This is a genomic window from Streptomyces sp. NPDC057438 (assembly GCF_042802995.1).
Classification (GTDB): domain Bacteria; phylum Actinomycetota; class Actinomycetes; order Streptomycetales; family Streptomycetaceae; genus Streptomyces.
Map to the genome: position 1 here is coordinate 1 of NZ_JBHVDD010000100.1, position 23,609 is coordinate 23,609.

Here is a 23,609-nt window from a genome sequence, read left to right on the forward strand (position 1 = left end):
GCACGGGGCGCAGCCCCGTGCTTTTCAGGGGCGCGGGGAACGGCGCGAGAAGCCCCACCGGACCCGCACCCGGCCACGCACGCACCCGGCCACGCACGCACCCGCCCCGGCCACGCCGCTACCGCGCCTCCGGCGGCCGCTGCCGAGGCATGTTCGGCCGCGCCCCCGGCGGCATCGGCACCCGTCCGCCGCCGTTGACCTCGGGCCGTGCCACCGGGCCCCCGACCTGCACGCCGAGCGGAGCCGGACCCGTCCGGAACTCCACCATCCAGTCCGCCGTCTCCGCCCGCACCAGCTCCGTCACGTCCTCGGAGAACCGCCGGAGCACCCCGAGACATCGCTCCGCGGCCTCCCCGGCCGTCCCCTCCGCCGGTCCCAGCACCTCCCGCGCGCTCTCGGACGCCCAGTCGAACCGCAGCATCTGCAGCCGCCGCTGCACCGCCTGCGCCGTGGCGACGTCCCGCATCCACCCGGAGGTGATACCGAAGAACCGGTCCACCCCGACACACGCCACACAGGTCAACAGCGCGAGATACCCCCAGGGAGCCGCCCCGCCCACCGTCCCCGTGAGGTCGAGCAGGGGCAGCGCCGCTCCGGTGAGCGCCCCCGCCGCCGCCCCGATCCGCAGCACCCGCGCCGTCACCCGTTTCCACACCCGGTCCGCGAGATACCACGCGGCTGTCTCCAGGGCCGCCCGCTCGACCCAGTGGTACAACTCCTCCAGCCGCTCCGCCGGCGCCCCCCAGTCCCCCTGCGGAAACGGCCGTCCTGCCAGATCCCCCACCCACGGCCCGGTCGCCGACGACCACGGCTCCGCCCACAGCCCGGACCCCTCACCCCGCCCGTCCTGGGGTCCCCCCTCGGGCTGCATCTCCGGCTGGCTCACCCGGCACTCCCTACGTACGTACGGCGCTCACGCACCACCCTGACGCGGCCGGACCCCTTCCTACCGCCCAATGGGTGGCGAAGATGGTGTTTTCACCGCTTTTCCTCTGGAAGATGCCCTTGATCAGATATACGAATCCCCGCTGACTCACTCGAAAGAGTGGCGCGGCACGGGCCGGGCCGACCACGTAGGCTCGGGGCGACCGTAAGAACGTGAACGGTGACGCCCCGTCGGTGGACGGTGACGCCCGTCTGTACTCGTGCGAGGGAGCTGAACGTGATCCCCGGTGGTGGCCAGCCCAACATGCAGCAGCTGCTCCAGCAGGCCCAGAAGATGCAGCAGGACCTGGCGAAAGCGCAGGAGGAGCTCGCGCGTACGGAGGTCGACGGTCAGGCGGGCGGCGGCCTGGTGCGCGCCACCGTCACCGGCTCCGGCGAACTGCGCGCGCTGAAGATCGACCCCGCGGCGGTGGACCCGGAGGACACCGAGACCCTCGCCGACCTGGTCGTCGCGGCCGTCCAAGCGGCCAACGAGAACGCCCAGACCCTCCAGCAGCAGAAACTGGGCCCCCTCGCCCAGGGCCTCGGCGGCGGTGGCGCGGGCATTCCCGGCCTGCCCTTCTGAGCGCCTCCGCGACCCCTGTCCGACCCCATCCGTGCCCCGTACCGCCTTCCTCGGAGCGGCGGCGGCCGACTACGGTACGTACTGAATGACACCAGGAAGGACGGCAGTCCGTGTACGAAGGCGTGGTCCAGGACCTCATCGACGAACTGGGGCGGCTGCCCGGCGTCGGTCCCAAGAGCGCGCAGCGGATCGCCTTCCACATCCTGCAGGCGGAGCCGACGGACGTACGGCGGCTGGCGCACGCGCTCCTCGAAGTGAAGGCGAAGGTCCGCTTCTGCGCGACCTGCGGCAACGTCGCGCAGGAGGAGCTGTGCGGGATCTGCCGCGACTCCCGCCGTGACGTCACGGTCATCTGTGTCGTGGAGGAGCCGAAGGACGTCGTGGCGATCGAACGCACCCGCGAGTTCCGGGGCAAGTACCACGTCCTCGGCGGCGCGATCAGCCCGATCGAGGGCGTCGGCCCCGACGACCTGCGCATACGGGAGCTGCTTGCCCGCCTGGCCGACGGCACGGTCACCGAGCTGATCCTGGCCACGGACCCGAATCTCGAGGGCGAGGCAACGGCCACGTACCTCGCCCGCATGATCAAACCCATGGGCCTCAAGGTCACCCGCCTGGCCAGCGGCCTCCCGGTGGGCGGCGACCTGGAATACGCGGACGAGGTGACCCTCGGCCGCGCCTTCGAGGGGAGACGATTGCTGGATGTCTGACGCCACGCTGCACGCGACGGACCTGAACCCGGACGACTTCGCGGTCCAGATCGCGGACCAGATCGAGAGCTTCCTGGTCGCCGTCACCGAGGTGGCCAAGGGTGACGAGCCGGACTCGGCCGTCCCCTTCCTCCTGCTGGAGGTGTCCCAGCTGCTCCTGGCCGGCGGCCGTCTCGGCGCACACGAGGACATCGTCCCCGACGAGCGCTACGAGCCGGACCCGGGCCCCGAGACGGACGTCGACGAACTGCGCGAACGCCTCGCCCTGATGCTGGAGCCGGTCGACGTCTACTCCGAGGTCTTCGACCCCTACGAGCCCCGCAAGGCGCCGGTCCCCGCCCGGATCTCCGACGATCTCGCCGACGTCGTCGCCGACCTCCGCCACGGCATGGCCCACTACCGAGCCGGCCGCACCACCGAGGCCCTGTGGTGGTGGCAGTTCTCCTACTTCTCCAACTGGGGCTCCACGGCGTCGGCGACGCTCCGCGCCCTGCAGTCCCTGGTCGCCCACGTCCGCCTCAACCAGCCCCTCGCCGAACTGAACGGCCTCGACACCGACCAGGAACTGATGGGCGACGAGACGCTGGAGTTCGAGGCGGGCCAGGTCATGGCGGAGGAGATCGCGGGGCCGCTGGGGCTGCGGAAGGTGAAGTAGCCCCGCGCGCCCGCCGCGCGCCGGACCTCTGCGCAGGGACATCGGGCCCCGTCCGTCGCCGGACGGGGCCCTTCTCCGTCGCAGGTGACCGGGGCGCGCGGCGGAAGCGTGACGAAAAGTGCTCCCGCGGAGGGTCCTGCGGGTGGGGGCGGCGGCGGTAGCGTAGGCACCGTCCTCGTACGACGTTCCGACGCTCCTCGCGCAGTCCCCTCGCACCCCTGACAGGAACCGGACCCAGTGACGTGACCGTTGTCCTGCTCCTTCTCGCCGCCGTGGCCGTGACCGCCGCTGTGCTGGGCCCCCGCACCCTGCTGAAGGCCGGGTGGCCCGAGCGGGAACCCGTGGTCGCGCTGTGGGCCTGGCAGTGCCTGGTCGCGGCGGCGCTGCTGAGCTGTCTCGCGGCGCTGGTGCTGGGCGCGGCGGCGGTGTTCGAGACGGTCCGCATCCATGCCTTCGCGCCCGCGCCCCCGGCCGTGACCGCCGCGTACGACCTCACGGCAGCGCCGCCCTGGACGGCCGTGCTGACGCTCGCGCTGGCTCTGGGAGCGGCCTGGAGCGGGGCGATGCTGGCCCGGGAGCTGGTCGACGCCCGGCGCCGCCGGCAACTGCGCCGGGCGCACCTGCGGGAGCGCGCGCCCGACCTGCCGGCCGGGCTGCCGCAGACGAAGGGTCCGCTGCTGGTCCTGGAGGACGAGTACCCGGACGCGTGGCTGATGCCGGGAGCCCCGCCCCAACTGGTGGTCACCACCGGTGCGTTGGGCAAGCTGAGCGACCGTCAACTGGACGCCGTGCTCGCCCACGAACTCGGGCACGCCCGCGCCCGCCACGACTGGCTGCTCCACCTCTCCACCGCCCTCGCCACGGGCTTCCCCCGCGTCCCCCTCTTCGCCCACTTCGCCGACCAGACCCACCGCCTCGTCGAACTCGCCGCCGACGACACGGCCTCCCGCCGCTGCGGCCACCTGACCACGGCCTTGGCCCTCATCGAACTCAACCAGCACCGGGGCGTGTTGAGCTGCTCCAACACCCGCCGCCTGCTGGGCGACCGGGTCGAGCGGCTGCTGGAGCCGCCGCCCCGCCTGGACCGCACCCGCCGCGCGGCCACCACCACGGCCGCCGCGCTCCTCGCCCTCCTCCCGCTGCTGATCGCGTTCGCCCCGGCGCTGGGAACGCTCTAGGGCCCTTCGGACGGCGCGACGCCGCGGAGATCCGTCAGAAGGGCCCTAGTCCGGCTGCTGCTCCTGGAGGAAGTCCAGGAGCACGGCGGTGAGTTCGGCGGGGGCGTCCTCCTGCACGAGGTGCCCCGCACCGGCGATCGGCTCGAAGCGCGCGCCGGGGAGCAGACCGGCCAGCTCCCGCCCCTTCGCCAGTGGGATCCACCCGTCCTCCTCGCCCCAGCACACCAGGGCCGGGACGCCTATCTCCCCGTACAGGTGCTGGATCTCGTCCGTGTGGGCCTGGTCCGCCTGGGCGATCTGCCGGTAGAAGGCGGGCTGCCCGTGTTCGCCCAGCCACGGCTGGACGAGCCGGTCGAGGACGGTCGGGTGCAGGCCGGGGCCGCTGGCGGAACCGACGTACTCCCGCACCAGGGCCCGGTGCAGCGCGGGCGGTAGCTGCTCGAAGACCTCGGCGTGCCGGCCGAGCAGCCGGAAGGAGGGCGTGCCCCAGGGGGCGAGCGCGACGGGGTCGACGAGGGCGAGCGCGCGGTAGCGGGCGCCGTGCAGCAGGTGGGCCCGCAGCGCGACGGCCCCGCCGAAGTCGTGTGCCACCACGAAGGGTTCGTCCAGCCCCCAGTGCGCCAGCAGCTCCGCGAAGACCCGTCCCTGCGCGGCCAGGGACACGTCCTGACCGGTGTGCATGTCCGACTCCCCGTACCCGGGCATGTCCCACACGAACACCTGGTACCGGTCGGTGTCGGCCAGCGCCTGGGCGATGCCGCGCCAGACGTAGGAGGAGAAGGGGGTGCCGTGGCAGAGCACGACCGGTTCCTGCCCGGCCTCCCCGATCGTGCCCCACCGCACGGCCCCCGACGCACCACGGAAACTCTCAGTCAGCAGCACTTCGCTCATGGCTGTCTGTTACCCCATGGAACGCCGTCGTCACTGCGGCGTGCAGCGACTCCGGTTCCACGTAAGGAGTGTGAGGCGTCGGCTCGGAGTACCAGCGCAGCGGATACGTGGTGCCGTCGAGGACCGGGATGCCGACGTAGGTGACCCTGCGCTACCGGTACCCACGAGGGCCGGTGAATTGCGTTCGTCATGGTCACATGGTGGCGAGGGGTGACTACGCTCGGTAGTGACTGAGGTGATACACGCCGGTGTGTATCGGTCGGAGGCGCGCGCGGTGTCAGCCCAGTACAACTCCCCCTCGCCGGTCGCCTGGCGGTACGGCGGCAACCAGATGAAGCGCTGGCGCACGAAGGCGAACGTGAGCCGCGAAGGAATTGGCCGAGGCCGCGAACCGCTCGCCGGACACGATCAAGTCCATGGAGCAGGGGGTACGGATGCCGACCCCGCGGGTGCTGGATGTGGCGGATGAGTTGTGTGGCGCGCAGGGGTTGCTGAGTTCGGCCAAGGACTACTTGCAGCGGGAGAAATTTCCGGCGCGGGCGCAGGACTTCATGGAGCGGGAGAGGGAAGCGATCAGCCGGTGGTCCTACGAGGTCGCGCTGGTCCCGGGGCTGTTGCAGACCAGGGGGTACGCGTGCCCTGATCGAGAACCGGCTTCCGCCTCTTGACGAGGACACGGTGGAGGCACGGATCGGGGCCCGGATGGAGAGGCAAGCCATCCTCACGGACCGCAAGCCGCCGGGGGCCTTCAGCTTCGTCGTCTACGAGGCTGTGCTGCGCGCGCCGCAGGTCGACACCGAGCAACTGCACCGGCTGCTGGAGGTCGCCCGCCTACGCAACGTCATGGTGCAGGTGTTGCCCTTCGACCGCGTCATCAGCGACGCCCTCATCGGGTCGATGGTGCTGCTGGAGACCCACGACCACGAGCGGTTCGCCTTCACGGAAGGGCCGTTCGTCAGCGAACTGTCTGCCGATCCCAGCATTGTCAGTCGCGTGAGCGAGCGGCTGAGCATGATCCGCGCGCAGGCCCTCAGCCTCGCTGAATCGGCCCGTTTCATCGAGCGGATGGTGGACGAGTGATGAGTGACCAGCTGGCGTGGTTCAAGTCGAGCCACAGCGACAACGAGGGCGGCGACTGCGTCGAAGTCGCCCTGTCCAACGCGCGCTTGACGGTCCACGTTCGCGACTCGAAGACCCCCACCGGCCCCACCCTCACCCTCCCCGCCTCCGCCTGGGCCGCCTTCATCGCCGCAGGTCAGCCCGGAGCTTGAGCCGTTGCAGCGGCTGTGCATGCAACACCGGCCCGAGCTGTGGCTCTACGGGAACCGGGGCATGAAGATCGAGGAGTACCGCAAGGGGCGGGCCCGCCCGGACGGCGTTCTCCCGCCGTTCGGCTTCGTGAAGGGGCATGGACACTGGTCTGATGCGCAGGGCGTCCTCATGGTCGTGGAAGTGACCTCGCACGGCTCCGACACGCGTCAGCGTGACCGGGTCGAGAAGCCGGACGGCTACGCGGCCGAGGGCATTCCCGTCCACCTCCTCATCGACCGCGACGACTGCTCGGTCGTCGTGTTCAACCAGCCGGAGGGCGGGCGCTACCGGCACGCGGAGACGTTCGCCTTCGGGGCCACGGTCAAGCTGCCCGCCCCGGTGAACGTCACCCTGGACACCGTGCACCTCAAGGAGTACGTGGACTGACTCCTTCGACCTGCACGGCCCTCGTTTGCCACCTTCCGCACCGTACAGGCCAGTTGTCGGACGTCAGCGTGAACTCGTGCCGCTGACGTGAGGCGTTCGGGATGGTGGGCGGCTTTCGCCTCGGTCCGGTCCCGTCCGATGAGCCGCCGCACGGCGGGGAAATCCCTCTCGCCGAGCGATGGATCCGTCACTCTCCGTGCTTTGGCTGGCCCCTGGCCGCCCCTTGTACGTCTCCTGCACGGCCCCTAACCGGCGTCACGCGAATCTTGAGTCACTTCCACCGCACACGACGCGGAGGCAGTAACACCCCAACCTCGCACAGGAGATCGCGATGACCCGCAAGAACCGCATACGCGCCGCCATCGTCACCGCCACCGCACTCGTCACCGTCGGCACCGTCACCGCCGGGGTCAGCATGGCCGGCGCCGAGGCCGCGCCGAAGAAGCCCTCCAAGAAGGAGATCGCGGCGCTGTTCGACGGCTGGAACAAGACGCTGCGGACCGGCGACTCCAAGAAGGTGGCGGACCGCTACGCGAAGGACGCGGTGCTCCTGCCGACGGTCTCCAACAAGATCCGCACCGACCGCGCCGGCATCGTCGACTACTTCAACCACTTCCTGGAGAACAAGCCGGTCGGCAAGAAGACCAAGACGATCATCAACGTCCTGGACGCCAACTCGGCCATCGACACCGGCTCGTACTACTTCATCCTCACCGACCCCAAGACCGGCGAGAAGCGGCGCGTCGACGCCCGCTACACCTACGAGTACGAGAAGCGCAACGGCGTGTGGAAGATCGTGAACCACCACTCGTCGATGATGCCCGAGGGCTGATCCGCCCGCCGGATCCCATGACGTGGCTGGGCTCGACCCCCCGGCCCAGCCACCCCGGGCCGGCTGAGCCGTCTCTTCCCGCTCAGCCGCCCCCGTGCCGCGCCGCCCGCAGGGTGAGCGCGACGCACAGCCCGCCCCCGGGCGCGTCCTTGAGGGCCACGGTCCCGTTGTCGTCCGTGACGAGCTGCTTGACGACCGCGAGGCCGAGGCCCGAACCGGACTTCCCGGTGAGGCCCTGACCGCGCCAGAAGCGATCGAAGGCACGGGACTTCTCGGCGTCCGACATCCCGGGCCCCTCGTCCAGCACCGACAGCACCACCTCGTCGCCCCGGGTCTCCACCGAGACCGTGATGGTCGCACCGTCCGGCGAGACCTCAAGGGCGTTGGAAAGCACGTTGTCCAGGACCTGGTCCAGATGACCGGGACTGGCCAGCACAAGCGGCCGGCCGTCGGCACTCCCCCTGAGCGTGATGGTGACTCCGCGCTCGTCGGCGGCCGGTCTCCACACGTCGAGACGTTCCTGGATGATCTCCCGGAGGGACAGCGGTTCCGCCGCCGTCACCTTCGCCTCCGCCCGCGCCAGCACCAGCAGGCCGTTGACCAGGCGGCTCATCCGGACCACCTCGGCGGTGGCCTGCTCCACGTCCTCGCGGACGAACTCGTCGTCCGTGCCGTCCGCGATGTTGTCCAAGGACAGCCGCAACGCCGTGAGCGGGGTGCGGAGTTGATGGGAGGCGTCGGCGACGAAGATGCGCTGCGAGGCGATCAGCGTGTCGAGGCGTTCGCCGGCCTGGTTCAGCGTCCGCGCCAGGGTCTGTGTCTCCTGGGGGCCCGTCACGGGGGAGCGGGCCGTCAGGTCCCCGTCGCTCATCTTGCTCGCCATCTCGTTGAGCTGGCGCAGCGGCGCGGTCAGGCGCCGGGCGGCGTAGACGCCGATGATCGCGGCGGCCAGCAGCACCAGGACCGCCAGCCCCGCCCGGAAGCCCCAGATCTGGCCGAGCCGGGCCGTGAGGTCGTCGGTGGAGAACTTGATGCGGACGGCGCCGACGACGTCGTCCGCCCCGGTCCCCTCGTCCGCCCCGGTCCCCTCGTCGGCTCCGGTTTTGCCGTCCGTCCTGGTCCCGCCGTCCGGCGAGTGCTCGAAGGCGGGGACGGTGACCACGAGGTTGTCGCCCCAGATGAGGTCGGAGCCCCAGTCGACGGTGCTCCTGCCGTGCTCCAGGGCCTCGGTCAGCGCCGCGTCCGCCGTCGGTTCCTTCAGCCCCTCCCGTGCACACCGGTTGGTCGCGGTGACCTCGACCTCCTCCTCGTCAGCCGGATAGGCCCCGGCCATCTTCGCCAGGGCCGCGCAGGACGCGGTGTCGCCGGCGCCCAGCAGTTGGGCCATGGTCTTGGCCTCGCGCGTGAGGGCCCGGCCGGTGTCCTCGCGAAGCTGGTCCGTGAGCGTGAACGCCACCGGCACGGTGAACAGGGCGATCGCCACCGCCACGAGGAGTACGTAGCTGCGGATGAGCTGACGGATCATGACGCGCCGGAGCCCTCACTGCCGTCGGCGCCCGAGCCCTCGTTCACGATGAGCCGGAACCCCACGCCCCGCACCGCCTCGATCGTGATCGCCCCCGCCAGCTTGCGCCGCAGCGCCGCCACGTGGACGTCCAGCGTCTTCGTCGGGCCGAACCAGTTCGCGTCCCAGACCGCTTCCATGATCTGCTCGCGCGACATCAGCGCGCCCGGCTCCTCGGTGAGGAAGGCCAGCAGGTCGTACTCCTTGGGGGCGAGCCCCACCTCCGTACCGTCGAGGTGGACGCGCGCGGCCTTCCGGTCGACGGTGAGGCGGCCGCCGTACTGGTCCGGACCCGCTGGCGGCGCGTCGGCGGCGCGCGGCTGCACCCGGCGCATCACCGCCCTTATGCGCGCGATCACCTCGCGGACGCCGAACGGCTTGGAGACGTAGTCGTCGGCGCCCAGCTCCAGCCCGACCACGCGGTCCGTCTCGTCGCTGCGCGCGCTGATCACGATGATCGGCACCTGGCTGCGGTCCCGCAGGGCCTTGCAGACGTCGAGTCCGTCGGTGTCGGGCAGGCCGAGATCCAGGAGGACGACGTCGTACGGTCCGCCGTACGACAGCGCCGCCCCTCCCGTGTTGACCCACTCCACCTCGAAGCCGTATCGCAGGAGTCCACGTCGCAGGGACTCGGCGACCGGCTCGTCGTCTTCCACCAGAAGTACGCGCACGGCCACGACCTTAGTGCTTGAAAGTTTGCGTTCCCTCTTCGCGGGGCCCCTCGGTGTGACTCCAGGCACTTTTCCCCGTCCGCGCCGACTGTTCGGCGCCGGCCTGGGCAGAGACGTTCCCGGAGCGGCCGAAGGTCCGGGCGAGAAGCCAGGGTGAAACCGGTGGAAGGTCCGGAGAAAACCCAGGTGATCAAAGGGTGAGCGGGACATCTCACCATGCGATACCAGGGAAGGGATATTCGGCCGCTCGTTAGACTGAGCCGACCGCCGCAGCACGCTCGAAGACGTATGAACGACGTACGAGTGCGTGCGCATGTGCGGAAATTAGGGACTGAAACGGAGCGAGGAGCGCACGTGGGCCTTGTCGTGCAGAAGTACGGAGGCTCCTCCGTAGCCGATGCCGAGGGCATCAAGCGCGTCGCCAAGCGAATCGTGGAAGCGAAGAAGAACGGCCACCAGGTGGTCGTCGTCGTTTCCGCGATGGGCGACACGACGGACGAGCTGATCGATCTCGCCGAGCAGGTGTCACCCATGCCTGCCGGGCGTGAGTTCGACATGCTGCTGACCGCCGGAGAGCGTATCTCCATGGCGCTGCTGGCCATGGCGATCAAAAACCTGGGCCACGAGGCCCAGTCGTTCACCGGCAGCCAGGCAGGCGTCATCACCGACTCGGTCCACAACAAAGCCCGGATCATCGACGTCACGCCGGGGCGCATCCGGACCGCGCTGGACGAGGGCAACATCGCCATCGTCGCCGGCTTCCAGGGCGTCAGCGCCGACAAGAAGGACATCACCACCCTCGGCCGCGGCGGGTCGGACACGACCGCCGTCGCGCTGGCCGCCGCGCTGGAGGCCGAGGTCTGTGAGATCTACACCGACGTCGACGGCGTCTTCACCGCCGACCCGCGGGTCGTGAAGAAGGCGAAGAAGATCGACTGGATCTCCTCCGAGGACATGCTCGAACTGGCGGCGTCCGGTTCGAAGGTGCTGCTCCACCGGTGTGTCGAGTACGCCCGCCGCTACAACATCCCGATCCACGTCCGCTCGTCCTTCTCCGGACTGCCGGGCACCTGGGTCAGCAACGAGAAGCCAGAGTCGCAAGGGGACCACAAGGTGGAGCACGCCATCATCTCCGGAGTAGCCCACGACGTCTCCGAGGCCAAGGTCACGGTCGTCGGCGTCCCGGACAAGCCGGGCGAGGCCGCCGCGATCTTCCGCGCCATCGCGGACGCCGAGGTCAACATCGACATGGTCGTGCAGAACGTCTCCGCCGTGACGACCGGCCTGACGGACATCTCCTTCACCCTCCCGAAGACCGAGGGCCGCAAGGCCATCGACGCCCTGGAGAAGAACAAGGCGGGCATCGGCTTCGACTCGCTGCGCTACGACGACCAGATCGGCAAGATCTCCCTGGTCGGCGCGGGCATGAAGACCAACCCGGGTGTCACCGCCTCCTTCTTCGAGGCGCTCAGCGACGCCGGCGTGAACATCGAGCTGATCTCGACCTCCGAGATCCGCATCTCGGTCGTCACCCGCGCCGACGACGTGCCGGAGGCCGTGCGCGCCGTGCACACCGCCTTCGGACTCGACTCCGACAGCGACGAGGCCGTCGTCTACGGGGGTACGGGCCGCTGATGACCGTCGTCCACGGAGATGACGGCCACTGATGCCCGTCATCCAGGAAGCGGGCGGTCGCCGATGACCGTCCTGCACGAAGACGACGGCCCCTGCGGGCGTCCTGCACGAAGGCGGCGGTCACCGATGACCGTCCTGCACGACGGAAGGCCGGCCTCGACGGCCGGCCTGTACGCGGGGCGGTCGTCCCTGACGGCTGTCCCGCACGTCGGGCGGTCGTCCCTGACGGCTGTCCCGCACGCACGGCGGTCGTCGCCGACGGCTGGCCTGCGTGAAGTGAGGTCGTCCCCGACGGTCGTCCCGCACGCGCGGCAGTTGTCGCCGGCGGTCGTCACGCCCGCACGGCGATGGTCGCCTGCAGCCGTCCCGCACGCCGGGCGGTTTTCTCCGGTGTCCGTTCTGTGCGAAGGCGGCGGTCTGTGATGGCCGTCGACGCCGGGCGGGCGGGCAGGCCGACCCTCGCGGTCGTGGGCGCGACCGGTGCCGTGGGCACCGTCATGCTCCAGATCCTGTCCCACCGAGCCGACATCTGGGGCGAGATCCGTCTGATCGCCTCCCCGCGCTCGGCCGGCCGCAAGCTGGCCGTGCGGGGTGAGCAGGTCGAGGTGCAGGCCCTGTCGGAGGAGGTACTCGACGGGGTCGACGTCGCCCTGTTCGACGTACCGGACGAGGTGGCGGCGCACTGGGCGCCGATCGCCGCCGCCAAGGGCGCGGTCGTGGTGGACAACTCGGGCGCCTTCCGGATGGACCCGGAGGTGCCCCTCGTCGTCCCCGAGGTCAACGCGCACGCCGCCCGAGTCCGGCCGCGCCGGATCATCGCCAATCCCAACTGCACCACCCTCTCCATGATCGTGGCGCTCGGCGCCCTGCACGCCGAGTTCGGGCTGCGCGAGCTGGTCGCCTCCTCGTACCAGGCGGTCAGCGGTGCGGGACGGGCCGGAGTGCGGACCCTGCGGCAGCAGATCTCCCTGGTCGCCGGTACGGAACTGGGGACCACCCCCGGTGACGTACGGCGGGCCGTGGGCGACGACACCGGGCCCTTCCCGGAGCCCGTGGCGCTGAACGTGGTGCCCTGGGCCGGGTCGCTGCGCGCGGACGGCTGGTCCTCGGAGGAGATGAAGGTCCGCGACGAGTCCCGCAAGATCCTCGGACTGCCGAAGCTGCCGGTCGCCGTGACCTGCGTACGGGTGCCCGTCCTCACCGTGCACTCCCTCACCCTGCACGCCCGCTTCGAGGGCGAGGTCACGGTCGCCAAGGCCCGCGAGATCCTCGCCACGGCACCCGGGGTCGTCCTCTACGACGATCCGGCCGCGGGGGAGTTCCCCACCCCCGCCGACGTGGTCGGCACGGACCCCACCTGGGTCGGGCGCGTACGCCGGGCCCTGGACGACCCGACAGCCCTGGAGCTGTTCGTCTGCGGCGACAACCTGCGCAAGGGCTCCGCCTTGAACGCCGCACAGATCGCGGAGCTGGTGGTGAAGGGCGCGTAGGGCGTGCGGGCCTTTCGTGGGGGGCCTGGCGAGTGCCCGGCCGGTGCCCCACACGGGTGCCCGGCGGGTGCCCGGCCGGTGCCCGGCGGGTGCCTGGCCGGGGTCCTTCCGGCGGCTCCGGCCCCCGCGCCCGTCGTTCTTCGCCCCGAACAAGTGACCCCTTTGTCGGTGGCGGCGTGTAAGTTCTTCGAGTCGACGGTTCGGCGGACGGAGGTTTTCCGGCCGCGCCGTCGTCGGGTTTCCGGGTTGATTCAGGCCTCCCGGGGACCGAGGATTTTTCCTCCCCGTCCGCCGCAACCGCGCGGCGGGCGGGGAGCGTCTTTCACGGGCGCCCTTCGGCGGGGCTGGGCGCCACCACTCGGGGCTTAGGGGAAGAGCTGGTACGCATGAGGGCGTTCGACGTGCTGTCCGGTGTTCGGTGGGCCGTACCGACAGCTGAGCGCGGCGTGCCGTCGGGCGCGTCCGCCGCACCGGCCCGCGCAGAGGTCATGCGGACACGTGTGCGATCTGACGTAAAAGAGATGGCTGCCACGTACAACCTCGACGGGGGGTCGCGGGTCCAACAGGCGTGGCAGAGGTACTCGAATTCACCGCGGTACAGACGAGGGGCGCCGCCCTTCGTCCACCCCGCCGTCCCCGCTTGCCCGGTTCGGCCGGCGGCATGCCGGTGATCGCGCCGATGCCTGCGGCGCGGCCGACCCGCATACCCAACCAGCGCGACGGCGCGGACGACACGTCGACGCTGCCGGCCTCCGGCACGACGGTCGACCATCTCACCGAGACCTATCGCGCCCACTACCGCTCGCTCCTCGGGCTCGCGGCGCTCCTCCTCGACGACACCGCCTCCTGTGAGGACGTCGTCCAGGAGGCGTTCATCCGCGTGCACTCGGCGCGCAAGCGGGTCCGCGAGCCGGAGAAGACGCTCGCCTATCTGCGCCAGACGGTCGTGAACCTCTCGCGCTCCGCCCTGCGCCGCCGCATCCTCGGTCTGAAGCTGCTCTCGAAGCCGATGCCCGACATGGCCAGCGCGGAAGAGGGCGCGTACGACCTGCTGGAGCGCGACTCCCTCATCAAGGCGATGAAGGGGCTGCAGCGCCGCCAGCGCGAGGTGCTCGTGCTGCGCTACTTCGCCGACATGACCGAGGCCCAGGTCGCCGAAACCCTCGGCATCTCGCTCGGCTCGGTCAAGGCGTACGGCTCCCGGGGCATCGCGGCACTGCGCGTCGCCATGGAGGCGCCGGCATGAGTACGCACGGCAAGGGCGACGGGCCCGACCGGCGCGACGGGCAGGACGGTCGCGGCGGACGGGATGAACGCGGAGCCCGCAGGCGCGCCTCCTGGGCGCGCCGGGACGACGACGAACGCGCCGAGGAGCGCGGGGAAGCACGCGCGGACGAGCGCGGGCCGGACGGGCGCGTCGGGGGGCGCGGGCTCGAAGAGCACGAAGAAACGCAATCGCACGCTGGGAACGGAACTGTGAATCACGGCCCCGAAGAACAAGGCCCCCGCCCCACGGGCCAGCCTCTCGAAGGCCGCACTCCGGACGATTCGCCGTCGGCGGACTCGCTGTCGGCGGACTCGCCGACCGAGGGCGCGCCGACCGAAGGCGCGCGGTCCGCCGGCGCATCGCCTGCCGGCGCGCGATCGGCCGGCGCGCTGTCGAAGGAGCCGATGCCGGAGGATGCGCCGTCGAAGGACGCGCCGCCGGAGGGCTCCGAGGGTTCGGTGGCCGTGGACGTGACTTCGGGTGACTCGCTCTCCGAGGGTTCGCCCGAGGGCGACGAGATTGCGGGCGACCAGATTGCGGACGGCGGGCCTTCGGGCGACGTGCCTTCAGGTGAACTGCCTGCGGAGGGTGCACGTTCGGACCGCTCGCGTCCGGAAGGCTCACAGGGCTCACAGGGCTCACAGGGCTCACAGGGCTCGGACGCGGACCTCTCGGCCGAGGGCTCCGGCGGCGCGGCTGCGCCCGGTGCCGACGTGTCGTTCTTGGACGTGCTGCGGTCCGGTGGCCTGGGGTCCGGTATGGCGCGGCCGAACGGCTCGGGGCCGAAGGACACCGGCGGATTCGAGCCGGACGACGAGCTGGTGCTGCGCAACCTGCTGCAGCAGGCGGTGTCGGAGATCGAGCCCAGGGACGGCACGCTGGAGCATCTGCGGCGGGCGGTACCGGCGAGGCGGGCGCGCAAGCGTCAGGCCGTCGTCGGCATGGCGGCCGCCGCGCTCTTCATCGGCACGGCGATCCCCGCGCTCGTCCACGTCTCCAACTCCACCGGCTCCAACCTCGACACCACCATCACGGGCAACGGCTCGCAGACGCAGGGCAGTGGCGGCGGGTCCAAGGGGCAGACCGGCGGACACGATGCCTCGGGTGGTGGCTCCGGCGGCTCGAAGGACTCCGGCAAGGGCAGCGGCAAGGGCAAGGGCGACAACAAGGGCAAGGGCGGGAACAACGGCGCCGCGGGCGGCACCCAGCCGACGCCCACGGCCGCTGCCTCCGGCCTGTGCACGTCGGCCCAGCTCGGCGGCGGCGGCAGCGTGGGCGCACCGGACTCCGGCGGCGCCGTCTACGGCTCGTTCCGCGTCTCCAACGTCTCCGGCACGAGCTGTACGGTCAGCGGCCCGGGCGGTGTGAGCGTCAGCCCGCAGGGCGCGGCGGACGCGGCGAAGCTCACCGTGTTGGATCATGTCACGGGGGACGCGGCGGCCGAACTGCCCGACCCGTCGCTGTCCGTGGCGCAGCTGGTGCTGGCGCCGGGAGCGGCGTACGAGGTGCGCTTCGCCTGGGTGCCTTCGGAACCCTGCCCCACCACCAGCGGCGGTACGACCGACGGCGGCGGTACCGGCGGCACGGATCCGTCGCCCGACCCGACGCCCACGGGCGAGCAGACCCCGGGTACGACCACCGACGGCTCCAACTCCGTCTCCACCCAGCTGTACACCGAGGACGGCGCCGTCGACGGCAGCATCCTCGTCTCGCACACCGCCGAGGGCGGCGTCGCCACCTTCAGCACGGGCGTCGCCAACGCCTGCGCGGGCGTCCTCTACCGCACGGGCCTGTTGGCCGGCGCCTGACCGGGGCGGCCACCGGGACGGGCCGGCGGATGAGGGGAGACGCCGGTCCTCCTACTTGGCCGGCTCGGCTTCCCGGGCGCGGCCCTCGTCCGAACGGCCCTCGCCCGAACGGCCGTCGTCCGAACGACCCTCGTCCGGGCGGCCGTCGTTCGGGCTGCCCCTCTCGGTGCCGTCCGCGTCGCCGGTACCGTCCTGCGCGTCGGGCCGGCGGTCGTCCGTCCCGTTCCCGCGCGGCTGGTCGGCGGCGTCCGGGACCAGGCCCAGCTCCGCGTCCCGGATGAACTCGACCTCGCGGCGGACCAGGCGGAACCACATGAAGACGACGAAACCGGCGAAGACGAACCACTCGCCGGTGTAGCCGAGGTTCTGGAAGGCCTTGAGGTCGAGGCCGGTGTCCTGCGGCGCGGTCGCGGGCACGGCCTTCATTCCCGAGTCGGCCTTGTCGAGCGTGATCCAGGCGTCGTACAGGTCGTCCGGTACCAGGTTCACCAGTGCCGCCGCGCTGATCGCCGACGTCTGCCCGGCCGGAAGCCCGCCCTGGACGGGCACACCGTTCGACCCGGGGGTCTCGGACGCCTGCAGCGAACCGGTGACCGTGACCTCGCCGGAGGGCGCGGCCGGGGCGCGGTCGGTCCGCGCGGTGCCGGGCAGCCAGCCCCGTACTACGGGCAGCGCCCTGCCGTCGTCGGTGCGCAGCAGCGTCAGCACGTAGAAGCCGTTGCGGCCGTCCAGCTCGCGGTTCGGCACGAGGAGCTGCTCGCCGTACCGTCCGGTGGCGGTGACCGCCTCGCCGGAGGTCTCCTTGTCCACCGGCAGCAGCTCGTCCAGCGGGCGTGCCGGGGCCCGGTCCGCCGGGTCGATCCGCTCGGTCGCCGCGCGGTGGTCCTGCATCCGGTCCTCGAAGCGGCTCAGCTGCCACGACCCCATGAACACGCAGAAGGGGATGGCGAGCAGCACGAAGACGTTGATCCCCCACCATCGGGGCGTCAGCAGAAACCGGTACACGCCGTCCACCGTACGGTGCCCGCGCCGGTAGCCCGGCTGCGGGGTCGGCCCGCGCCGCCCCCGTGGCGCCCGCCTCAGTAACGCTCGACGAGGTGCTCACGCCCGGCCGGCGGCTCGTACGGCTCGGGCCAGAAGTCGGTGACGGCCGCTATCCGGCCCTCGCCGTCCCCGGTGAAGAAGGAGATCGCGTCCATCTCCTCCGCCCCGACCGTGACGTGTGTCCAGCTGACGACCCGCCCCGGCTCCGCGACGATCCGCTCGATCCTGGCGTGCCAGTCACCCGGATACTCCCGGTTGAACCGCACGTACCGCTCCCTGCCGCGTATCCGCTCCCGCGTCTGCGGGAGCTCGTACACGACGTCCTCGGCCAGCGTCCCGGCGAACGCGGTCCAGTCCCGGCCCTCGGCCGCGGCCCAGAAACGCTCCACGGTCCGGCGCAGATCGGCACCACCTGTCGTTGAGGTCATGAGGCGAGTCTGCGCCCGACCACTGACAGTCGGCCCGGACGTGCCCGCCGGGCGTGGCCACGGGGCGAAGTTATCCACAGGCTGGGGACCTCGGCCGCACATTGTCGTGGGGGCGGGGCAATATGGGGCCATGACTGAGAGCAACGGGGCCACCCCGCAGCAGCAGAGCGGATCCATGCCCGACTGGGAGAAGAGGTTCCGGGCACCGAGGGTGTCCCTTCCGGACTGGGCGGAGGACGCACCGCACCGCTCGCTGTTCGTCTCCAACGCCACGGGCACGTACGAGTTGTACGCGTGGGACCGCGCCACCGGCGAGCAGCGCCAGGCCACGAACCGGGCCAACGGCACGACGGACGGCGTGCTCTCGCCCGACGGCGAGTGGATCTGGTGGTTCGACGACAAGGACGGCGACGAGTTCGGTGTCTGGCGCCGTCAGCCGTTCCACGGCGGCCCCGACGAGGAGGGTGCCCCGGGCCTCGACCCCTCGTACCCGGCGGGCCTGGCCCTCGGCCGCGACGGCCGCACGGCGGTCGTCGGCCGCTCCACCGACGAGGACGGCTCCACGATCCATCTCTCCCGCCAGGGAGAGGCCCCGGTCGAGATCTACCGGCACCGCGAGTCGGCCGGTGTCGGCGACCTCTCGCACGACGGCTCGCTCATCGCGATCGAGCACACCGAGCACGGCGACGCGATGCACTCGGCGCTGCGCGTGGTCCGGCCGGACGGCACGACGGTCGCCGAACTCGACGACACCAAGGGCGGCACGGTCGAACTGGGCCTGGAGGTGCTGGGGTTCGCGCCCGTGGTCGGCGACACCCGGCTGCTCATCGGCCACCAGCGGGGCGGCCGTTGGGAGCCCCTCGTCTGGGACGTCGCCTCCGGTGAGGAGACCGACCTCGGACTCTCCGGCCGACTGGACGGCGACCTGAGCGCCGAGTGGTATCCGGACGGCTCCTCCCTGCTCGTCGCCCACAGCTTCGAGGCCCGCAGCGAGCTGTTCCGCTACGACCTGACGTCCCGTGCCCTGGAGCGGGTGGACACGCCGCGTGGCACCGTCTCCGGGGCCACGGTCCGCCCCGACGGCAGCGTCGAGTACCTGTGGTCCTCGGCCGCCGAGCCGCCGGTCGTCCGCTCCACCACGGGTGAGGTGGTCCTCGACCCGCCAGGGCTGAAGTCCCCCGGCTCGGTGCCGGTGGAGGACGTCTGGGTGGACACGCCCGGCGGCCGCGTCCACGCCCTGGTCCAGCGCCCGGCCGGGGCCGGCCCGTACCCGACCCTCTTCGACATCCACGGCGGCCCGACCTGGCACGACAGCGACGCCTTCGCGGCGGGCCCGGCCGCCTGGCTGGACCACGGGTACGCGGTGATCCGTATCAACTACCGCGGCTCCACCGGCTACGGCCGCGCCTGGACCGACGCCCTCAAGCACCGGGTCGGCCTGATCGAGCTGGAGGACATCGCGGCCGTCCGGGAGTGGGCGGTGAGCTCCGGTTTCGCCGACCCGGAGCGGCTCGTCCTCACCGGCGGCTCCTGGGGCGGGTACCTCACCCTCCTCGGCCTCGGCACCGAGCCGGACGCCTGGACCCTCGGCATCGCCGCCGTCCCCGTCGCGGACTACGTCACCGCGTACCACGACGAGATGGAGGCGCTCAAGGCCATGGACCGCACCCTCCTGGGCGGTACGCCCGAGGAGGTCCCCGAGCGTTTCGAGGCATCGTCGCCGCTGACGTACGTCGACGCGGTGAAGGCCCCCGTCTACATCTCCGCCGGGGTCAACGACCCCCGCTGCCCCATCCGCCAGATCGACAACTACGTCGACCGGCTGGCCGGCCGGGGCGCCGTCCACGAGGTCTACCGCTACGACGCCGGCCACGGCTCCCTGGTCGTCGACGAGCGGATCAAACAGCTCCGTCTGGAACTGGACTTCGCCGAGCGCCACCTGGGAGGCCGCCCCTGAGACCGGCGGGCACCCCGCGGCCCGTCAGGGCGCGGGGTGCCGGGCAGGGGTGACGACGGCGAGGGCGGGGACGAGGGCGGAACCACGTCAGGCCGCCACCAGCACGCGCTCGTCCTCCAGTCCCTCCTCCCGCCCGCCCCCCTCCCGCTCACCCTCCGCCGCCGCCAGCAGCCGCACGAGCGTCGCCCGGGCCCGGGCGACCCGTGACCGCACTGTCCCGACGGGGCATCCGGCCAGCTCCGCCGCGTCCTCGTAGGACAACCCGAGCATCTGGGTGAGGACGAACGCCTCACGCCGTTCCTCGGGCAGGGCGCCCAGCAGATCGGTCAGCGCCACACCGTCGTCGAACCCCGGCAGCCCGCGCGGCTGGGCGCGCTCGACGGCCAGCCGCCAGTCCGGCACGTCGGACATCCGGGGCCGGGCCGCCGCGGACCGGAAGCTGTCGGTCACCGCCCGCCGGGCGATGGACAGCAGCCACGTGCGCGCGGAGCAGCGCCCCTCGAACCGGTGCAGGCTGCCGAGGGCCCGCAGGAACGTGTCCTGGGCCAGGTCGTCCACCGCCTGGGGATCGGCGCAGAGATGGGCGACGAACCGCTGGACGTCACGGTGCAGCGCGCCGACGAACCGTTCGACGGCCTCCGGGTCCCCGCCGCGGGCGGCCAGCGCCCAGGCGGTTATGGACTCGTCGGTGGTGGACCGGGCCGAAGGGATCGACGCGGGAAGGGGAGTAAGGGTGATCACCTGGTGTCCTTCTCGGGGCATCCGGGATCCGGACCGCCGACATGGCACGGGGGCGCGCACGGTGACTCAGCCCTCAGCCGTATGGACGGAAAGGGCCGACCGACGGCCGGAGGGCGTGTCGGAGAGCGGGTGCGCGCGTCCGTGAGAACGCGCCGGGCGGTCCGGTGAGGAAGGGAGGACGGCCGTACGGGCACGCGCGGGGGCGTCGTACGGCCGAGGCCCGAGGCGTGAGCCGTGTCGGCTGCCCCGGGTCACCGGCTGTCGTCAGATGACAGCGGTCCCGGCGGGCGGACCCCGAGAGGTGATCGCGTGGACGAGAAGGAGCCGGCGCGGGGAACGGTCCGCACGGCCGCGGCGCACCCGGGGGCGCGGCCGATCCACGGCCACGGGCAGCGCGAGCGACAACCGCAGCGGCGCGGCCAGCCAGCCGGCCACGGCTCGCAGCAGCCCGAAGGCGGCGCGTTCGCCGTACGCCAGCCAGAGCCCGCACAGCAGCGCGGCCAGCAGGTGCGCGGCGAGCATGCCGGACGAGGACGCGTACAGGGACGCGAGCGAGGACAAGAGCGACGAGGAGGCCGCGGACGGGCCGTCCAGAAGGTATCCGGTGTGGTCCACATGCCCCAGGTGACCGGCCGCACCCGCGGGGACCGTGTGCATCGGGTGGGCGGAACCCGACCCCATGAAGTCCGCCGCGCCGGCAGAACCCATCAGGTCCGTCGAACTCGTCGAACCCATCGGGTCCATCGCGCCCGCACGGCCGCCGGCGACCGAGGGGACGGGCGGCTGCGCCAGTTCGAAGGCCCAGTGGAGGGCCGTCTGCGTGGCGACCACGACGGAGGTGATCAGGAGGAGTCCGCGCTCACGTCCGGCCAGGCACCAGCCGACGGTACCGGTCACGACCGCCCCCACGGCCATCGCCCACCAGGGGACGTGGCTGCCCGACATCATCACGTGGCCGAGGGCGGCGAGCAGCACGCAGACGGCCGCGAACATCGCGGCGCGTGCCGTGCGCGAACCCCACCCTGCGGTCATGGCGCCCCATCCTCGCATCCGGACACCGTCGTCACCCCGTCCCTCTTGAGTACGGATGTCCACCCGCCGTCGCACTCACACCGCCAACTGTGATCCGGATCACTGAGAAACCGCTCGGGTGTATGGGGCAGTCTTCTGACCCGTGGGGACCTCTTCGCAGCGCAACAGCCGTAACGGTCCGGGCGGACGGGCGAGTTCGGGCGGCCGGCCGGGCCGGGCCGACCCTTCCGACCCGGCGGTGACGCCCGCCCCGACGCCGACGACCGGCCCGGACGCGACAGTGCCCGGCCCGGCAACGACGGCGCCTAGCCCGGGAACGACGGTGACCGACCCGGCAACGACGGCGCCCGGCCCGCGTACGCCGTCCGGTCCGGGCGTCCCACCCGGTCAGGGCGCGCCGTCGGGCGCGCTCGGCGCGGGCAGGCAACCCGCCCCGGGCAGGGGCTGGCGCGGCCGGCCTGCCGCCGACTCCGGCGCCCACATGGTCGTCTGCGGGGACGACGGGTTGGCGCACCGGCTCGCCGCGGAACTGCGGACCGTGTACCGGGAGCAGGTGACGCTCGTCGTGCCGCCCACGGCGCGGGTCGCGCAGCGGCCCGTCGTCGGACGCGCCCGGACCGCCGCCGCGTTGCTCGACCGGATGACGGCCGCGGTCAACCGGGCCACGGGCGCCACCGATCCTGTGACCGGCACCCGGACCGGCGAGGCCCGCACCGGCGAGGCCCGCACCGGCGAGGCCCGGACCGGCGAGGCCCGCACCCGGGACGGCGGCGAACGCGTCCTGGAGGCGGGGGAGGCGACGGAGGCGGTGCTCGCCGAGGCCGGGGTGGAGCGGGCCGCCGCGCTGGCCCTCGTGTACGACGACGACGAGACCAACATCCGCGCGGCGCTCACCGCCCGGCGCCTCAACCCTCGTCTGCGGCTGGTCCTACGGCTCTACAACCGCCGCCTGGGGCAGTACATCGAAGAACTGCTCGACCAGGCATCGGCGTTGGCGGCGGGCGACGGCGAGGCCGACGGGGTCGACGGGTTCGGTGCCTCGACGACCGTCCTCTCCGACGCCGACACCGCCGCGCCCGCGCTGGCCGCGACCGCCGTAGCCGGGACCAGCAAGGTCGTGCAGACGGACGGACTGATGCTGCGGGCCGTGGAACGCCCGCCCGGCCGCGGCGGCCAGAGCCCGGGAGGCCTCTGCACGCTCGCCCTGTTGTCCGCGACCACCAACGACCCAGCCGGAACGGAGGGTTCCGAGGGCAGTGGGTCACGCGGCCCCCAACTCCTGCCCGACGAAAGGGCGGTGGCGGAGGCCGCCGGACGCGGAACCGTCGTGCTCGACACCGTGCGCTACGCGGGACCCGCGCTGCCGCCCGGCCGGGCGGGCGGCGGTCCGCTCGGCGCCTTCGGCTCGCTGCTCTCGCGGCGGCTCCGGTGGTCGCTCGCGGGAATGATCGGGTGCGTGTTCGCGCTGGCCGTCGCGCAGATGGTGATCACCGGGGAGCACCCGCTCCAGGCGACGTACGCGACCCTCCTCGACCTCTTCGGGATCGCCGACCCGGCGACCGACCAGAGCGACTCCCGCCAGATCCTGCAACTCCTGTCCGGGCTCATGGGCTTACTCCTGCTGCCGGTGCTCCTGGCCGCCGTCCTGGAGGCCCTCGGCACCTTCCGCAGCGGCACCGCCCTGCGCAAGCCGCCGCGCGGTCTCTCCGGGCACGTCGTCCTCCTCGGGCTCGGCAAGATCGGCACCCGTGTGCTCGCCCGCCTGCGTGAACTCCACATCCCGGTCGTGTGCGTGGAGGAGGACCCGGAGGCGCGCGGCCTCGCGGAGGCCCGGCGCCTGCGGGTGCCGGTGATCCTCGGCGACGTGACCCAGGAGGGCGTCCTGGAGGCCGCCAAGATTCACCGCGCCCACGCCCTGCTCGCCGTGACCAGCTCCGACACGACGAACCTCGAAGCCGGCCTGTACGCCCGTTCCGTACGCCCCGACCTGCGGGTCGTCCTGCGCCTGTACGACGACGACTTCGCCACCGCCGTCTACCGCACCCTGCGCGCCGCCCACCCGGGCGCCCTCACCCGCAGCCGCAGCGTCACCCATCTCGCCGCGCCCGCCTTCGCCGGCGCGATGATGGGCCGCCAGATCCTGGGCGCGATCCCCGTCGAACGCCGCGTTCTCCTCTTCGCCGCCGTAGAGGTCCGCGGCCACCCCCGCCTGGAGGGCCGAACCGTGGCGGAGGCCTTCCGGGCGGGCGCGTGGCGCGTCCTGGCCCTCGACACGGCCGCTCCCGGAGAGCCGGACACCGAGCGACCGCCGGGCGCGCCGGGGTCGGGCCTGGTCTGGGACCTGCCGCCCACCTACGTCCTGCGCGCCGAGGACCGCGTGGTGCTGGCGGCCACGCGACGGGGCCTGGCGGAGCTGCTGGGGAGACGAGCGGTGACGGGCGCGTAGCGCGGGGCGTGGGTAGACCTGGGGGCCTGGGGCCTGAGAAGCGCGCGGCGCA

General features: G+C 72.2%; 21 protein-coding genes and 1 pseudogene. 14 read left to right on the forward strand and 8 right to left on the reverse strand.

The genetic code is table 11. The features are described from left to right. Positions 1-118: 118 nt before the first annotated feature. On the reverse strand, positions 119-886 hold the full coding sequence (locus ACFU5F_RS36105) for an SLATT domain-containing protein (RefSeq protein WP_383896850.1): 768 nt from the start codon (positions 884-886) through the stop codon (positions 119-121). A 276-nt stretch (positions 887-1,162) separates the two neighbouring features. Here ACFU5F_RS36105 and ACFU5F_RS36110 point away from each other — a divergent pair, with 276 nt between their 5' ends. The 4 genes from ACFU5F_RS36110 to ACFU5F_RS36125 all read left to right on the forward strand — a co-directional run bounded on the left by ACFU5F_RS36110 (position 1,163) and on the right by ACFU5F_RS36125 (position 4,053). Beyond that, positions 1,163-1,510 carry a YbaB/EbfC family nucleoid-associated protein gene (locus ACFU5F_RS36110; RefSeq protein ID WP_383896853.1) on the forward strand — a complete coding sequence of 116 codons (348 nt, stop codon included), beginning with the start codon at positions 1,163-1,165 and terminating at the stop codon, positions 1,508-1,510. Positions 1,511-1,620: 110 nt separating this feature from the next. After that, positions 1,621-2,220 carry a recombination mediator RecR gene (gene recR, locus ACFU5F_RS36115; protein ID WP_383896856.1) on the forward strand — a complete coding sequence of 200 codons (600 nt, stop codon included), beginning with the start codon at positions 1,621-1,623 and terminating at the stop codon, positions 2,218-2,220. Beyond that, the gene (locus ACFU5F_RS36120; RefSeq protein WP_383896858.1) at positions 2,213-2,875 is read left to right on the forward strand and encodes a DUF5063 domain-containing protein; all 663 of its coding nucleotides are present in this window, start codon (positions 2,213-2,215) and stop codon (positions 2,873-2,875) included. Before recR ends, ACFU5F_RS36120 begins: the two co-directional genes overlap by 8 nt. A gap of 242 nt (positions 2,876-3,117) precedes the next feature. Beyond that, positions 3,118-4,053 carry a M56 family metallopeptidase gene (locus ACFU5F_RS36125; protein WP_383896861.1) on the forward strand — a complete coding sequence of 312 codons (936 nt, stop codon included), beginning with the start codon at positions 3,118-3,120 and terminating at the stop codon, positions 4,051-4,053. A 45-nt stretch (positions 4,054-4,098) separates the two neighbouring features. On the opposite strand, the gene ACFU5F_RS36130 is transcribed toward ACFU5F_RS36125, so the two are convergent. Beyond that, the gene (locus ACFU5F_RS36130; protein WP_383896863.1) at positions 4,099-4,944 is read right to left on the reverse strand and encodes an alpha/beta fold hydrolase; all 846 of its coding nucleotides are present in this window, start codon (positions 4,942-4,944) and stop codon (positions 4,099-4,101) included. 416 nt (positions 4,945-5,360) lie between these two features. Between ACFU5F_RS36130 and ACFU5F_RS36135 the strand changes: the two are divergent. The 4 genes and pseudogenes from ACFU5F_RS36135 to ACFU5F_RS36150 all read left to right on the forward strand — a co-directional run bounded on the left by ACFU5F_RS36135 (position 5,361) and on the right by ACFU5F_RS36150 (position 7,474). Continuing rightward, a pseudogene (locus ACFU5F_RS36135) lies at positions 5,361-6,024 on the forward strand (DUF5753 domain-containing protein). Then, a complete protein-coding gene (locus ACFU5F_RS36140) occupies positions 6,024-6,215 on the forward strand; it encodes a DUF397 domain-containing protein (protein WP_383896864.1) in 192 nt (63 codons plus the stop codon). Before ACFU5F_RS36135 ends, ACFU5F_RS36140 begins: the two are co-directional and overlap by 1 nt. A gap of 4 nt (positions 6,216-6,219) precedes the next feature. Beyond that, entirely contained in the window at positions 6,220-6,642 is a 423-nt protein-coding gene (locus tag ACFU5F_RS36145; protein WP_383896867.1) for a Uma2 family endonuclease, read from the forward strand. Between the two features lie 331 nt (positions 6,643-6,973). Beyond that, on the forward strand, positions 6,974-7,474 hold the full coding sequence (locus ACFU5F_RS36150; RefSeq protein ID WP_383896870.1) for an SgcJ/EcaC family oxidoreductase: 501 nt from the start codon (positions 6,974-6,976) through the stop codon (positions 7,472-7,474). An 82-nt stretch (positions 7,475-7,556) separates the two neighbouring features. Here the strand turns inward: ACFU5F_RS36150 and ACFU5F_RS36155 are convergent, their stop codons facing one another. Together ACFU5F_RS36155 and ACFU5F_RS36160 are read right to left on the reverse strand one after the other, a co-directional pair. Next, a complete protein-coding gene (locus tag ACFU5F_RS36155) occupies positions 7,557-8,999 on the reverse strand; it encodes an ATP-binding protein (protein WP_383896873.1) in 1,443 nt (480 codons plus the stop codon). Further along, a complete protein-coding gene (locus tag ACFU5F_RS36160; RefSeq protein ID WP_383896875.1) occupies positions 8,996-9,709 on the reverse strand; it encodes a response regulator transcription factor in 714 nt (237 codons plus the stop codon). The genes ACFU5F_RS36155 and ACFU5F_RS36160 overlap by 4 nt, the downstream gene beginning before the upstream one ends. A gap of 354 nt (positions 9,710-10,063) precedes the next feature. Here ACFU5F_RS36160 and ACFU5F_RS36165 point away from each other — a divergent pair, with 354 nt between their 5' ends. The 4 genes from ACFU5F_RS36165 to ACFU5F_RS36180 all read left to right on the forward strand — a co-directional run bounded on the left by ACFU5F_RS36165 (position 10,064) and on the right by ACFU5F_RS36180 (position 15,909). Then, a complete protein-coding gene (locus ACFU5F_RS36165; RefSeq protein WP_005483785.1) occupies positions 10,064-11,344 on the forward strand; it encodes an aspartate kinase in 1,281 nt (426 codons plus the stop codon). 422 nt (positions 11,345-11,766) lie between these two features. Further along, on the forward strand, positions 11,767-12,834 hold the full coding sequence (locus tag ACFU5F_RS36170) for an aspartate-semialdehyde dehydrogenase (RefSeq protein ID WP_383896878.1): 1,068 nt from the start codon (positions 11,767-11,769) through the stop codon (positions 12,832-12,834). Between the two features lie 568 nt (positions 12,835-13,402). Then, on the forward strand, positions 13,403-14,080 hold the full coding sequence (locus ACFU5F_RS36175; RefSeq protein ID WP_383896881.1) for a SigE family RNA polymerase sigma factor: 678 nt from the start codon (positions 13,403-13,405) through the stop codon (positions 14,078-14,080). Between the two features lie 734 nt (positions 14,081-14,814). Then, on the forward strand, positions 14,815-15,909 hold the full coding sequence (locus tag ACFU5F_RS36180; protein WP_383896882.1) for a hypothetical protein: 1,095 nt from the start codon (positions 14,815-14,817) through the stop codon (positions 15,907-15,909). Between the two features lie 51 nt (positions 15,910-15,960). Here the strand turns inward: ACFU5F_RS36180 and ACFU5F_RS36185 are convergent, their stop codons facing one another. After that, a complete protein-coding gene (locus ACFU5F_RS36185) occupies positions 15,961-16,914 on the reverse strand; it encodes an SURF1 family protein (RefSeq protein WP_383896884.1) in 954 nt (317 codons plus the stop codon). Between the two features lie 74 nt (positions 16,915-16,988). Beyond that, positions 16,989-17,381: a nuclear transport factor 2 family protein gene (locus ACFU5F_RS36190; RefSeq protein WP_383896887.1), complete on the reverse strand. Its 393-nt coding sequence runs from the start codon at positions 17,379-17,381 to the stop codon at positions 16,989-16,991. 130 nt (positions 17,382-17,511) lie between these two features. On the opposite strand from ACFU5F_RS36190, the gene ACFU5F_RS36195 reads away from it, so the two are divergent. Further along, entirely contained in the window at positions 17,512-19,338 is a 1,827-nt protein-coding gene (locus ACFU5F_RS36195; RefSeq protein WP_383896890.1) for a prolyl oligopeptidase family serine peptidase, read from the forward strand. A gap of 87 nt (positions 19,339-19,425) precedes the next feature. Here ACFU5F_RS36195 and ACFU5F_RS36200 read toward each other — a convergent pair whose 3' ends face one another. After that, complete coding sequence (locus ACFU5F_RS36200; RefSeq protein ID WP_383896893.1) at positions 19,426-20,100, reverse strand: sigma-70 family RNA polymerase sigma factor; 675 nt, start codon at positions 20,098-20,100, stop codon at positions 19,426-19,428. 243 nt (positions 20,101-20,343) lie between these two features. After that, positions 20,344-21,111 (reverse strand): hypothetical protein, encoded by a 768-nt coding sequence (locus ACFU5F_RS36205; protein WP_383896896.1) that lies wholly within the window; start codon positions 21,109-21,111, stop codon positions 20,344-20,346. 481 nt (positions 21,112-21,592) lie between these two features. On the opposite strand from ACFU5F_RS36205, the gene ACFU5F_RS36210 reads away from it, so the two are divergent. Further along, positions 21,593-23,557, forward strand: a complete 1,965-nt coding sequence (locus tag ACFU5F_RS36210; protein WP_383896917.1) for an NAD-binding protein — start codon at positions 21,593-21,595, stop codon at positions 23,555-23,557. Positions 23,558-23,609 lie beyond the last annotated feature (52 nt).

Coding starts and splice junctions, on each gene's coding strand:
- ACFU5F_RS36120 (WP_383896858.1), top strand. CDS start 2,213: ATGTCTGACGCCACGCTGCACGCGACGGACCTGAACCCGGACGACTTC.
- ACFU5F_RS36130 (WP_383896863.1), bottom strand. CDS start 4,944: ATGAGCGAAGTGCTGCTGACTGAGAGTTTCCGTGGTGCGTCGGGGGCC.
- ACFU5F_RS36140 (WP_383896864.1), top strand. CDS start 6,024: ATGAGTGACCAGCTGGCGTGGTTCAAGTCGAGCCACAGCGACAACGAG.
- ACFU5F_RS36150 (WP_383896870.1), top strand. CDS start 6,974: ATGACCCGCAAGAACCGCATACGCGCCGCCATCGTCACCGCCACCGCA.
- ACFU5F_RS36155 (WP_383896873.1), bottom strand. CDS start 8,999: ATGATCCGTCAGCTCATCCGCAGCTACGTACTCCTCGTGGCGGTGGCG.
- ACFU5F_RS36170 (WP_383896878.1), top strand. CDS start 11,767: ATGGCCGTCGACGCCGGGCGGGCGGGCAGGCCGACCCTCGCGGTCGTG.
- ACFU5F_RS36190 (WP_383896887.1), bottom strand. CDS start 17,381: ATGACCTCAACGACAGGTGGTGCCGATCTGCGCCGGACCGTGGAGCGT.
- ACFU5F_RS36195 (WP_383896890.1), top strand. CDS start 17,512: ATGACTGAGAGCAACGGGGCCACCCCGCAGCAGCAGAGCGGATCCATG.
- ACFU5F_RS36200 (WP_383896893.1), bottom strand. CDS start 20,100: ATGCCCCGAGAAGGACACCAGGTGATCACCCTTACTCCCCTTCCCGCG.
- ACFU5F_RS36205 (WP_383896896.1), bottom strand. CDS start 21,111: ATGACCGCAGGGTGGGGTTCGCGCACGGCACGCGCCGCGATGTTCGCG.
- ACFU5F_RS36210 (WP_383896917.1), top strand. CDS start 21,593: ATGGTCGTCTGCGGGGACGACGGGTTGGCGCACCGGCTCGCCGCGGAA.